This is a genomic window from Paenibacillus alkalitolerans, assembly GCF_016482785.1.
Classification (GTDB): Bacteria; Bacillota; Bacilli; order Paenibacillales; family YIM-B00363; genus Paenibacillus_AE; species Paenibacillus_AE alkalitolerans.
Map to the genome: position 1 here is coordinate 45,599 of NZ_JAEMXM010000033.1, position 13,850 is coordinate 59,448.

General features: G+C 41.0%; 6 protein-coding genes. 2 read left to right on the plus strand and 4 right to left on the minus strand.

Going from position 1 to position 13,850, the window contains the following annotated elements:
* Positions 1-2: 2 nt before the first annotated feature.
* From asnB to JET16_RS28160, 4 genes are read right to left on the minus strand one after another with little or no spacing between them, the layout of a single operon-like run.
* Entirely contained in the window at positions 3-1,853 is a 1,851-nt protein-coding gene (gene asnB, locus JET16_RS28145) for an asparagine synthase (glutamine-hydrolyzing) (protein WP_199624289.1), read from the minus strand.
* A complete protein-coding gene (locus JET16_RS28150) occupies positions 1,854-6,917 on the minus strand; it encodes a glycosyltransferase (RefSeq protein WP_199624302.1) in 5,064 nt (1,687 codons plus the stop codon).
* The gene (locus tag JET16_RS28155) at positions 6,904-8,124 is read right to left on the minus strand and encodes an ABC transporter ATP-binding protein (RefSeq protein WP_199624323.1); all 1,221 of its coding nucleotides are present in this window, start codon (positions 8,122-8,124) and stop codon (positions 6,904-6,906) included. Before JET16_RS28155 ends, JET16_RS28150 begins: the two co-directional genes overlap by 14 nt.
* Entirely contained in the window at positions 8,114-8,902 is a 789-nt protein-coding gene (locus JET16_RS28160; protein ID WP_233532381.1) for an ABC transporter permease, read from the minus strand. Before JET16_RS28160 ends, JET16_RS28155 begins: the two co-directional genes overlap by 11 nt.
* A gap of 551 nt (positions 8,903-9,453) precedes the next feature.
* On the opposite strand from JET16_RS28160, the gene JET16_RS28165 reads away from it, so the two are divergent.
* Together JET16_RS28165 and JET16_RS28170 are read left to right on the plus strand one after the other, a co-directional pair.
* A complete protein-coding gene (locus JET16_RS28165) occupies positions 9,454-11,943 on the plus strand; it encodes an O-antigen ligase family protein (protein WP_199624329.1) in 2,490 nt (829 codons plus the stop codon).
* Between the two features lie 193 nt (positions 11,944-12,136).
* Complete coding sequence (locus tag JET16_RS28170) at positions 12,137-13,756, plus strand: S-layer homology domain-containing protein (RefSeq protein WP_199624332.1); 1,620 nt, start codon at positions 12,137-12,139, stop codon at positions 13,754-13,756.
* The last annotated feature ends 94 nt before the right edge of the window (positions 13,757-13,850 follow it).

Sequence of the window (13,850 nt, forward strand, 5' to 3'; positions counted from 1 at the left end):
CTTTACTGATATTGTAAATACCTTGATTTGACTTCACTTTTGCGTTGCATGAACGACTCATACCATTCAACCAACATAATCAAAGCAAAAAGGAGCCGTTCTCTTTGAATCCCTTTATTCATATCTTCCCGAATAATTCGAATAGTCTCGTCAACGTTCAAACCAGGAACAGTCTTTCCACGAAAATAAGTCTCGAAATTGCCATTCGCTTCAAACCATTGTGAAATCCATTTTCTCATTGGAAGGACAAACCCTTGTTTCGGTCTATCCAGAATTTCTGGGGGAAGAATTTTCGTTGCCACCTTACGCAAAGCTACTTTACTTGTTTCTCTAGTGATCCGTTGGTTATCCGAAAGATATAGACCTGATTCGACAACTTGCGGAGCTAAGAAAGGAGCTCGTCCCTCCAAGCTATGAACCATAGCCATTCTGTCAAACTTGACAAGCAGGTCATCTGGAAGCCAAGTATATAAATCAGCCAAAGATGCTCTTTGTAATTTGTTGCTTGATGTGTTTAAGAGAGCCATTAAATCGGTTTCCCATGTATCCACTTGCCTAATACTAAGGTTAGGGAGCAGTCTTTCTCTGCCATCAATGTCTGTCAAAAGCGGGAACCCTGATGGAGTGATAGGTACTGGATTATTAACAACGCATTGTAATAATTCCTCGTTATCTGTTGAACGACCTAACCATACTTTGAGTTTGTCTTTCCAGGATTTTTGTTGGAGGAAATTACGGTAATACCCATACCCGGCAAATACCTCATCAGCGCCTTCACCGGCAAGAGCGACTGTAACATGCTTTCTCGCTTCCTGGCAAAGCCAAAATAAAGGGAGGAGAGCCTGATCTCCAATCGGTTCATCTAACGAGTACGCGACTTTTGGTAGCAGATCAATAAAGGAATTCTCATTAAAAATAAAATTGAAATGCTCGCTCCCAATTGATTTAGCCACTAAAGAAGCGTATTCACTCTCATCATGCGAATGGGAGTCAAAACCCATAGAAAAGGTGCAGATATTGGGCTGCTTTCTGGCCGCTAAAGCCGCGACAATAGAACTATCTAACCCTCCGGACAAGAAAACACCAACCGGAACATCTGCAATCAGTCTGGACTCTACGGCAGCATCTAAAATTTTTAATAATTCATCATCAGACCGCTGCTGCGCCTTTTTACCATTGAGCTTATAATACCAGTCCAATTGAGGAACTGGGTTATCTAGAGCAATCACCGCATATTGTCCGGGCAAAACTTTACTAATACTTTTAAATAAGGTGGTATCACCAGGAATATAATGCAAGGCTAAATATCTCGCCATAGCTGTGTAGTTGATATCATCAGTAACCCAAGGTAACGCAGCCAGAGCCAGCATATCTGAGGCGTATGCAAACTTTCCATGTGCGTAACAGTAGTATAACGGTTTCTCGCCGAACCTGTCTCTAGCTAGATAAAGTTCCCTTTTCGATCTGTCATAAATGGCAATGGCGTACATGCCATCAACTCGTTCTAACATACCACGGAAACCCCAATGCGTATATCCGTGGGCAAGAACCTCCGTATCACTATGACTCTTAAAGACGTAACCTGCAGATTCCAACTCCTGTTTTAAAACACGGTAGTTATAAATTTCACCGTTTTGAAATGCCACAACTTCTTGATTTCTACTGTAAAAAGGTTGCCAACCGCCCTCAAGATCTATAATAGATAGGCGTCTCATAGCCATACCAATGTTTTTTTCAAAAAAGTGTCCTTCACCATCAGGACCGCGATTATACATCACTTGATTCATCGCTGTTAAGAAGTCGACTGGTATGGAGTCTTTCTCCAGGTCAATGATGCCAACGATTCCACACATTTATCTTGACCTCCCGCTCAGCCATGCTTCTCTAAAGATTTTCCCATAAGAATTGGCCATAGAATCATAATCGTTCAGCAGATTCAATACATGTTTACTGTTGACCGCCAATCTTTGACGGTAATCCGGCATTGTGATAAAAGAATTCAGGTGCTGTGCGAGGGCTCTTACATCCCCTGGTTGATAGAAAACTCCGTTGATATTCTGTTGTACCTGTTCAGTAATTCCAAATGCAGGCGTAGTAATGATTGGTAAGCCGCTCGCCATCGCTTCCAAGATAACCCTTGGGAAGCTCTCGATCCTTGAACTGCATACAAAAATATCTGCGGCAGAATAATACAAAGCCGTATCTGATGTTTCAGGAACAATGATTATTTTCTTTTGATAAATCTCCGGGAGACTACCTCTAAAGGCATGCAATTGATTGCTGTATTCGCTAGGTCGGTCACCGACTATAAAACATTTTATAGCACTTACCTGTTCCTTATCCAGCAAGGCAACAGCTTTTGCCAAGTCCAATTGACCCTTACGATCACATACGGTGCCCAATAGCAGGACCATTAGTTCATCCGACTTTACATCCAAATGTTCTCTTGCTTGAGAGCGCGGCCATTTTTCCATCAGCTTATATAACCGCTTCTTATCCAACCCATTGTGAATCGTTGTGAAGTTGTAATGAACATTAAGCGGTAAACAACCATTTTTTGTAGCATTAGCAACAAATATGATTTTATACGGATAGTTAAAACAATTCAGCGCTCTAACTGCAATATCATCACCAAAGTTACTAAAGTACGTTTGCCATGGTTCGCTTTCTCTCGGATTCCAAATACTTGGCAAATTGTTGAGCTTAGCAGCTTCAATCGCATAAAACGTCTGCAAAGTATTACCATAAACAAGCTCAATATTCCAAGTATTCAGTCGTTCTTTGAATTTACCGATAGCTTTCTCATATGCATATAAGTTTGATACTCCGGCTAGTGGGTGTTCAAACACTTCAACAGTAATCCCTTGATCTTCATATGCTCTACGAAGCGGGCCATCATGCGGAGAATACACAATAGGCTCAATGATGCCATTCCTCTTAAGATGGACCGTCATTTCGTATTGACTATATGGTGCACCCTCCCAATTCAAATTAAAAGCACACATTAAAGATTTAATCGGAGGCATGTCTTCTGTTACAACCACTTTGGATGCAATTTCAAAATGTTCGTTGTCCAACGACAGGTTAGGGTTGTAATAGGGATCAATCGTATTGCCAAATTTTTGCCTAAACGCTGCTCCCTCAGCTGGGTTATCGGCGAATCCCCGTGAATACCCTTCATAATGTTTTAGTTCGGCATCCGGACAATAAACCATCCGGTATCCTGCTTCATTGAGTCGATAACAATAATCCACATCATTATAAGCAACGGCAAAATGCTTTTCATCGAAACCACTGCTATTTAGGAATAAATGGCGAGGTGTTAACAAGCAAGCGGCCGTTACCGCAAGAGTATTACGCACTACTTTTGCATAGCTTAGGTAACCATTATTCCATTCGGGCATTAATTTAAATGAAGGACCTGCCATCCCATTATAGTATCCATGTGTGATCCCGGCATGTTGAATTCGACCATCCGGGAATATGAGTCTAGCGCCAACGGCACCTACCCCTTCAATTGATAGGTATCCTACCATTTGACTTAGCCACCTAGGATTAACTACTTCGGTATCATTATTCAAGAAGAGAACAAATTCTTCTTCAACAGCTTTCACTGCTTGGTTATTGATATAAGCATAGCTAAATTTCCCATTAGGATTAGATATTTTCAACACACGATGCTGAATCGATGCCAAATACATAAGGGTATCCGGATCATCGCTATCATTATCAATAACGTAAACTTTGTAGTTTTTGTAGGTGGTTTGGGCCACGGAATCAATACAAGCCTTAAGAATCGAATGCTGGTTCTTCGTCGGAATTATGATGGCAACACTCGGACCATCGTCTGGAAATTCATGCGAGAAGATACCACAACCCGCCTTTAGGGCCCAGTCTGGTTGATAAACAGTCGCTTGAATCCCTCTTCTATCGAACGCTTCTTGTAAAGCTTTTCTTGCAGCTTCAAAGCTTTCCGGCTTCGCCGAACCGGATGAAGCCGTCGAATTTGGCAGTACACGCCAGTGATAAAGTATTTTAGGGATATGACCTACATGGCGAGCCTTTTCTGTTACTCGAAGAGCCAAATCATAATCTTGGGAACCTTCAAATCCTTTCCTTAAACCGCCCACCTCTCGATAGATAGAAGTTCGGATAACAAAAATATGACTAAAGTACATGTATGAAAGCAAGAGCTCAGGTGACCAGTCTGGCTTGAATTGAGGCGCGAATCGTCGACCTTTGATGTCCACCTTATCATCATCCGAATAAAGCACATCCGTTACTGGATTTTCTCCAAGGTAGAAAGCTACTTCTGCCAAGGCATCAGAAGTTAACACATCATCATTATCCATCAATACGATAAACTCTCCACTAGCCATCTCAGCTGCTTCATTTGTTGCAACGCTAATATTGCCATTGGTTTCAAGGAATTTCACTTTTATCCTTGAATCCTGCCTTGCCCACTTTTCCAAAACAGTCTTTACATTAGGATTTGTACTAGCATCGTCTGCGACTAGCAATTCCCAATTAGGATATAACTGTTGAAGTACACTATCTATCGCTTTGTCCAAAAACTCAATAGGCGGATTATAAACCGGCATTACAATGCTCAATAGCGGTTTATTCTTCATTTGGGCTATTTTTTCACTTACAATAGCTGCTTTACGCTCATTCCATTGATTTACCTCAAGCCAAGCTTCATAAGTATCCAATGGTTGCTGCAATTCAAAACCTGGCGGAGGCTTCAATTGATCGTTCAATACTTGCCTCTGGTTGGATCTCCATTTATAAATTGCCTTCCTCGCTAAGTCAGGAATCTCCGAAAGGGTAGGATATCTACCTCTTTTAGCTTTCCAATCATTTGCTTTTTCCATTGCGAAACGTGCAAAGCTTAATATTTTACGAAGTTTCCTTCTCACACTATTAACACTATTATTTATCCAAATTTCTGCTTTTGAAACCTTGGTTAACGATACACCGTTAATCGTAAATTCCCCTTCGGATTCCAAGGGATCGAATCTTAAATTAACCAAATCGGTATCTAAATAGATGTAATGTGTTTGTTTTGAGCCAATATAACCCATGTGATAACTATCCGCTTCATTAAATGAATGACCTCTATCAAGATAAAGTCTCATGTTACCCTGAGTTGTTCTGATTGGAGAAATATTTATTTGGAGCTTCGTCCACCCAATCGGGTATCTCCCAACTAAATAAAATTGCGGATCCGAACCAATGGATTTCCACTCATTGGTTTTCACATGTTCCAACTCTGCGATTGGGTTTAACTGCAATTCATATCGTTTACGAATTAGCATGTCGATCATACTGCGGGCGTAAGCTTCAGGATTTCTAAGAATTTTGCCTAAATAACGCACTGGTTTTGTGATTTTCCAAGAAAAGGAGGAGTAGACACCATTCAATAGTTCGTTCTTCTCTTGAAGTTGGCGTTCCGATTGATTGAGCGAAAGCTCTCTTGATGCCAACTTTTCCTGGAGTTTATAGTTTTCAACGTGAAGCTTGGAACTACGCTCCGTCAGTTTTTCAACTGCATGGGCTAACTCTTGATTTTCGGTACGAAGATTATGAATATCTACTTTGCTCTCATTTAAGTTAGTTTCTAGTAGTTCGATCTTGGAGAACAATGTGATTTTTTCAAGTTCATTCTCTTCGATCTTGTTTTGCATTTCTGATTGACGAAGCTTCATTTCAGAAATTTTCATTACTCCCTCAGATATTTTCATTGATGCTTCATTCAATTGCTCATGCTGGGTTTGCAGTTCGTTCAGCAAACAATAGACCGTTTCTTCACTGTAACGAATTTTTATCTTTAAATACGAAGCCCCCAAATCACCCGATAAGTGAACAAATAATTGCGGATCATTGTCTAATGCAATTATTTTCAATGATTCGGATTCTTGTACACGAATGACCGAGTCCGAAAATTTCATTTCATCAATCGTAAATTTCTTTAACAGCTTTTCATCGTGTCCGCATAGGGAAGGATAGTCTAATTCAATGAACGAAGCAACATTCACCGGGTCGATTCGTAGAGTTCCTTCGTAATGGGAAGGGAGTTGAACTCGAAATTCAACGGCATCATTTTTCATCTCGTAAGGCAATGTTATTGAATACTTCTCATCAAATTTACCTTCATGCTGCCAAAAAAGCTGAAGAGCCACCGAAGTCACTTCATTCTCTATAGTCGGAATCAGGTCAAGCGGTACATCATTTTCATTTACATCTGACTGTTTCTTGCATGTAAATACAAATTGGTAAACATGGCCATCCTTTCTTTTTTGCAAAAAGTCCCTTACAGGCTTCGAAAAATCAACATATGACTGATTAAATTCCGTTAATTCTGGCATACTTATCGTTGCGTTTAATTGCACAGGTACAAGACCCGCAAACTCTATTAATTGAAGGAGCCCTCCTCTCGTAAAAAAACGAAGATGCGTCTCATCCAATAACCCTAATTCCTTATATTCGAATTTCCCTTGCAAGAGGCTCATCAGGATCGCATTATGCCCGATATTAGGAACCGAGAGAACGATTTGGCCATTATCATTAAGTAAAGAAACCGAAGCTTCCAATACCTTCCACGGGTTTTTTAAATGCTCTAATACATCAGCAAAAATAAGAAAATCAAACTTTTCACCTTTCAACTCATCTCGCCAATGCATTTCATCCAAGTCTGCTATAATCATTCTGTCACAGTATTTCGAAGTAACCTCTGCAGAACCGGGATCAACCTCAACACAAGCGACATAACAGCCCAAACTCTCTTTCATATAACGGGTCATATAACCTGTTGCCGGCCCGAACTCAAGCACACGTGTGTTTTTTGATATTTGTCGTAATATTATCGATGGAGAATTCTCTTCTGAAAGTTTCAATTCGTGATCATACTTTAGCATGTCCAACAAGCCCCTCACATTTCCATTGATGTGGTAAATAAGTGATACCTTCAGCGATGTATTCCCCTGAATCAATTCTGAATGAATCAAAACGTGATTTATAGTCCAGTATGACAACTGCAGAACTTTCAAAAAAACCTACATCAACATAATACGTTCCCGGAAGTAGATTCATTTGGTCATAAGTAAGTTCCAACATATATTTGCCCGGCTGACTGGGAATCGCGTAAGAGTCCAACTTGGTATTCAAACCACAGATATAGTTATTTTGTTTATCATACAAAGCGATTCCGCCCACGATTCCTTTCATCTCAGTATGCAGAGTATATTCTACGACTACAGTTATCGGATCACCAAACTTGAAGTTTTCTTTTTGAACTCTAGTCCTATCTATAAATGTAATATTGTCGATAGATAATATTACTCCATTTTGCGAACGTTGCTCTACTTGTACTTCTTCTCTACTTGCTTCATATTTCATAAAATCTTGATATTGTTCTGTTACCGTCTTTACATCACCACGAAGATGCACCTGACCATCCATCATCCAGATTGCTTGATCGCAGAAATTCCTAACAGCATAAGAGTCATGACTTACAAAAAGAATGGTTTTCCCTTCCTTTTTAAAAGATTTCATCTTATCAATACACTTCAACTGGAACCGCATATCTCCAACAGCCAAAGCCTCGTCCACAATTAAAATGTCAGGATTTACGTTAACTGCACACGCAAAAGCCAGTCTGACGAACATCCCGGATGAGTATGTCTTTACAGGTTGATCAATAAAATCTCCAATTTCTGCAAATTCTTCAATTAGGGGAAGTCTATCGACCATCTCGGATTGCGTTAATCCCATGATTGCACCATTCATAATAGCATTCTCTCTGCCAGTAAATTCAGGATTGAAACCACTACCTAACTCTAGAAGTGCAGATACCTTTCCATTCAACTTAACTTCTCCGCTCGTTGGTTTTAAGGTACCGGTAATAATTTGTAGAATGGTACTCTTGCCTGACCCATTCTTCCCTATGATTCCTACGCTTTCACCTTTCCTTACATCAAAAGAGACATTATTAAGCGCCCAAAATTCTTTGAAGAATTGCTTCTTTGAACCTACAAAAAATTGCTTAAGTCTATCTTGAGGACTGGGATACATTCGGTACGATTTCGATATATTTTGAACAGAGATCGCGATATCAGATGACATCAGCAAACCCTCCTTTTAATTTTTGGAACCAAATATAACTTAATAGCACCACTAACAAACCAACCGCTGTATTTATTGCTAAACTTATCCAGTCTGGAGTTTGCCCAAAAATAAAGATGTTTCTAGCATCCTCAACAATATAAGTGAAAGGATTAATAGAAAAAAAAGTTTTAAGGTAATCTGGAATATTAGTAATAGGATAAAAAATAGGACTTAACATCATCAATGCTTGCACCGCAATACCCACAATCTGCCCTATATCTCGCAGGTAAACCCCTAAAGCTGCAAGAAACCAACCTAGACCAAGTGCGTACAGTAAGAGTGGGGCAAGTGTAATAGGGAAGTATATCATCGTCCAATGGAATTCTCCCAGAAACAAAAAAATACTTGCAATCAGTACACTAATACTGATCATGCAATGTATCAATGAAGAAAAAAGGATACTGATAGGCAATATCTCTAATGGAAAAACAACTTTCTTCACATAATTCGCATTACCTACGATAAGTCCCGGGGAGCGAGTGGTTACTTCAGAAAAAATATTGTAAACTGCCAAACCAGCAAAGATTATAAGAGCAAACTCGATCTTACTACCGCTGCCGGTATTCCATTTCGACTTAAAAATTTCACTAAACACAAATGTATAGACAGCTAACATAAATAATGGGTTTAAGAAAGACCAAAAAATCCCTAGATAAGAACCTTTATACCGGCTGATAATATCTCTTATTGTAATTTGTTTAATCAATTCACGATGACACCAGAGTTTTTTTATCATGATCATAGTTAGCTCCTAATTCTGTTTATACTTTATGTAGTAGTCCTCTGGACATCCTCCTTCTGAAGTGCCCAAGTTTTTGCAAAGGACAAATATAATAATGATATCAACAATTTCGGATTATATAGCCTCTTTACAATACATTAAAGAATAGCTTATTTATCGCCTTAGCCTATACCGGCAAAAACAAGTACCCTAGTCCAGCAATCGGTATTAAGGCTTTTCGTACATTTGACATGTTATATTATCCTTCCGTAGAATACGACTTTAGAGTAAAAAATAAAGGAAAAATGAAGAAACAGACATTGATATTTTAACAAAACACCTGATCAAAGACCAGAGAAAGTTAATTCCACTAATCATCTTCTTTTTTGAAAAAAATTATCCTCAGACCGATTTTTCTATCCAGATGAATGAAACAACGCAACTTGTATGTGACCCCTCAGTTGAAATGAAATAATATTCCATGCATGACTGATCTCTTAGGTCTATATACCGATCTATTAAATGTGTTAATATATTTTTGTTATCACATAAAAAAGGAGAAAACCATGCAAGTTCCAACAAAACCAAGAAATAGTTTCCAAGCGCATACTGGGGTTAACAAAGAAAAAAGCTCCCTTACTTATTGGGCAACCATCCTATTCACTTTCGGCTTCTTACTTTTCTCCCCTTTCGGTAGAGGCCTATTTGACGGAAGTCAGGCTTCATTTGACGGAGCAATCTTGACCGCAGAAGCACTAATGTCATTTTCGGTATTAAGCTTATCTGTGTTTTTGTTTTTCACAAAAAGAGTTTCGCAACGCAATCAAATGATTCATCATATTGTATGGCTAATTCCTGTCGCATATCTGATCAGTATTATTTTTGCTTCTTCCTCACATGCAGCTACCTTCTCCTTCTGGGTGTACCTTTTCTACGCATTCGTTTTCACAATTGGTACATATCTTTCAAAATCGATCTTCGGTAGTAAAGTTATGATATCCGGCATCGTGGGATCCGCATACATCATCGTTCTATTCGGTCTCATGAACTGGTTCGGTGACGCATCAATTTGGGGACTATTCAATTGGTCTGAAGTATCCGGTTACGTATCAAATATTTACAAAGATGCAGTAATGGTCGATGCCAACGGAGAGCGTCTCACCTCTGTCTTTCAATACGCGAACAGTTATGCAGCTTTCCTAATAGCGACAATCCTTGTAACTATTGTACTCATCGTAAGTGCCAAAAGTCGCGTTGTTGTTGGTGTAGCTTCCTTTATGCTTGTGCCTGCATTGCTTTCGTTTATTTTGACTTTATCCCGTGGCGGCTTAGTCGTATTCCCGATTGTTCTTGTATTGGTTCTTCCATTTCTAAAAGTCACCCGACAATTGCTCGCTATTTTGCATTTATTTATTGCCGGTGTCGTAACTTTATTGATTCTTAACGCGTTAACAGTAATGGGACTCGCATTGCAAAAACAATTTGTTCCCGGTGATGCGTTCAAGGCTTGGGCATTGTTGATCGGCTGTTCTGCAATTGTCACTGCGACTGGCTTGCTCATCCAATGGTTTGCAGCATCTTGGTTGGAAAAGAAGTTGCAGCAGGTGGACGTAAAGCGTTATACCAACTTAGCTCTACCAATAGTAGGAATTATTGTTGGAGCTCTCGGCATCTATCTTCTTCTCGGCAACAGCGGATTTGTCAAGATGCTGCCGGATAACATCCAAACTCGCATTGAAAACATTAACTTGAACCAGCACAGTGTATTGGAACGGGGAACATTTTATCAAGATGCGATAAAACTTTGGAAAGACTACCCCGTATTCGGTGCCGGCGGAGGCGCTTGGCAAACATTATATGAAAAATATCAAAATAATCCGTATACAAGCCGCCAGGCGCACAACTTTTTCTTGCAAACTCTAGTAGAAGTAGGTATTGTAGGTTCGTTTGCTTTAATACTACTGTTGGGTGTGGTTCTGTACCACTTTCTTAGATCGTATTGGATAAAACAGGAAGGAGATCGACACCCTTACTTAATATTTTACACAGTTGCAATTTCTATACTCATACACAGCATTATTGACTTCAATATGAGTTACGTGTATTTGGGTGCTTTAGTATTCCTTTGTCTCGGCGGGATGCTGGCAGCCAACGAACTGCGCCCATTTCGATTTCAGGAGAAGTTCTCTAAGAGTAAATGGGTTTATGTTTACCCATCCTTACTGCTTGTTGGTTCGCTGGTATTCTTGGCGGTTTCGCTCAATAACTTGGCTAGCAACAACCTGTACACTCAGGCCAGACACAATGCTGCTCAGGGCGCTTCGGTCGATCAGATTACAGGGCCGTTGGACGAAGCCATCGGCAAATTAAAACATCCTGAATATGTCGACCTGAAGTTACAGGTATTAAATTCCTTGTACCAGCAAACCAATGATGAACAGTATGTAACCGAGGCTGAAGAGTTGTTGGCCATGATGAAGAAACGCGAACCGTATTTCAAACCTTTTATTTACAGAGAGCTGCAGCTTAGACTATTACAGAATAAATTTCCTGATGCTGTCGCTTTGCTCGAACAATCCATCCCTAATTTTCCCTGGGATATGACACTTTATGAACAATTGGCAAGCGTACATTTTCAGTATGGGATCCACCTGCTCCAATCGCAGAATGCGGACGAGGCACAGGCACAGTGGGATACGGTATTCTCGGTCCGGGTTCGGGTGTTGGACAAGGCTAAAGCGCTTGAGGCACTGCCTGAAGCCCAGCTGCAAGGACGCGCATTCGGTATTACTCCGGGGTTGGCGTTACCGCTAGGTCAAGTGTATTTCTTCCGCGGAGAAATTCCTCAAGCGGAGGGAATGCTTCGCAACGCTGTAGATGTTAATTTTGACGATTCGAACGATACTGCGGCGGCTATTTACTACCTTGCTACCTTACGGAAACAGTCGAGAGACGATCAAGCGGTGTTCGACGCTTTACTAGCAAACTTCCCTGACCGGCAAGATCAGTTGAAGCAGCAAATCGATTCATTAGCGAAACAAATTGCTATTCAATGAGTATATAGATATATACTGGTTGTATTTCCGTCTATTTCTATTGTAAATAAAACCCACATTGGCTCATTTTTGGGGAATAAGTCTCTATTAATCTAGTTAAACACATGATAGAATGAGAACGTTGTTTTCCATTTTTGTGTTACCTGGTATTACATTATTGTGTTATCCCGTCTCTTGAAAGGAGGTGAAAACTATGGCGAAAAAAGAGACATTATATAAAACTAGCATGAACGTAGGGAGTGGAATCTTCTTGAAATCCTCTGTAGTAAAGAAAACAGCCGGGCTTCTTGTGACGATGCTGTTATTGTCCGCCTTGATGCCTGTATTGGCATTTGCTGGAGTTAATTTTGGCAATGTTACTTTTAAGAACGGAACAGTAAGTGGTAGTGTATATGTCACCGATTCCGTATATACCGATGTATACGACGGGAAAATTTGGATTACGATTAACCAAAGTAACGGTGTAAGTTCTGTTGTATACGCTACTTACAAAGAATCCGTGAGTGGTGTGGTTTATTACGATTTTAAACAAGAGTCTGTTACAGGTGCTACATACGTTGATCTTACAGGATCTTATAAATCTATAGCAGATGACGTATATTATGATTCTGTAACGAAGCGTGTATACCGCTCGAAGTCTAGCGGTGGCGGTGGCATTGGCTATATCCCAACCGGCCTTGCTGACATCAACGGTGTAGTAAGCGCATCCGCTCTTATCGATGCTTTCAAAGGTAAGACCACGGTTGAGATCGAAATCACCGGCGATGTCGCAACTCTTCCTGCTTCTGCTCTTGCAGAAATCGCGAAGAGCACAACAGGCGCAACGGTAGTTATTAAGAACAAAACAGGCTCTTATGCAATTCCGTTGTCCGCTCTGAACTATGATGAGTTGGCGAAAGAGCTCGGCTCTACGCTTGCCAACACAAACATTACGGTTCAGATCAAAGCATTGACCGGCGACGCTGCGAAACCGGTAACGGACGCAATCGCTGAGCTTGGTGGTAAGTCCGCGGCTCCTGCTGTTGACTTCACGGTTTCGGCAGTAGGCAACAACAAGACTGTTGCCGTGAAAGACTTCGGCAGCACGTATGCTGTGCGTACCATCAATGCTGACAATGCATTTGGTAAGAATGTAACCGGCGTTCTTTACAATCCAGAAACCAAGAAGCTAACCTTCGTTCCTGCTACGTTCGCTGACAAAGTTGCAACGTTGAAGAGCACGTCCAACTCCATCTACACTGTAGTAGAATTGGACAAGAGCTTCTCCGATGTGACGGGCACATGGTCTGAAGAGTACGTTGAATCGATGGCTAACAAGCTCATCGTTGAAGGCTATGAAACAGGCCTGTTCCAACCGAACAAAGCAATCAGTCGTGCAGAATTCGCAGCCCTCGTTGTTCGCGCCCTTGGCTTGAGCAACAAGACGGCGACTTCTAACTTCTCCGACGTGGCTGCAGGCGCTTGGTATGCTAACGCTGTAGCGGTAGCTGCAGAAGCCGGCATCATCAAGGGTTACGGAGACGACACGTTCCGTCCGACTGCTGAGATCAGCCGCAAAGAATTGGCTGCAATGGTAGTGCGCGCTAGTGAATATGCAGGCACGAAGTTGGCTGCCGACACTTCCGCACTTGCAGCATTCAAAGACGCTAGCGGTCTCGGCTGGGCTGAAGCTGAAGTATCCGCCGCTGTGAAAGCGGGCATCGTGAACGGCTTGAGCGCAAGCGTTCTTGCTCCGAACGGTACGGCTACTCGCGCTGAAGCGGCAACGATGTTGCAGCGCTTCTTGGCGAATGCCAAGTTCATCAACGAGTAATCCTAGTACGACATAATGGAGTCACCTTCGGGTGGCTCCATTTTTTTTGTGCGATCATCCACCTTTTGCCTAGTAAAAAATATCTATATGAGGA

Excerpts from the sequence above, each read along its gene's own strand:
- asnB (WP_199624289.1), bottom strand. The coding sequence starts at position 1,853 with ATGTGTGGAATCGTTGGCATCATTGACCTGGAGAAAGACTCCATACCA.
- JET16_RS28170 (WP_199624332.1), top strand. The coding sequence starts at position 12,137 with ATGGCGAAAAAAGAGACATTATATAAAACTAGCATGAACGTAGGGAGT.
- JET16_RS28150 (WP_199624302.1), bottom strand. The coding sequence starts at position 6,917 with ATGCTAAAGTATGATCACGAATTGAAACTTTCAGAAGAGAATTCTCCA.
- JET16_RS28165 (WP_199624329.1), top strand. The coding sequence starts at position 9,454 with ATGCAAGTTCCAACAAAACCAAGAAATAGTTTCCAAGCGCATACTGGG.
- JET16_RS28160 (WP_233532381.1), bottom strand. The coding sequence starts at position 8,902 with ATGATAAAAAAACTCTGGTGTCATCGTGAATTGATTAAACAAATTACA.
- JET16_RS28155 (WP_199624323.1), bottom strand. The coding sequence starts at position 8,124 with ATGTCATCTGATATCGCGATCTCTGTTCAAAATATATCGAAATCGTAC.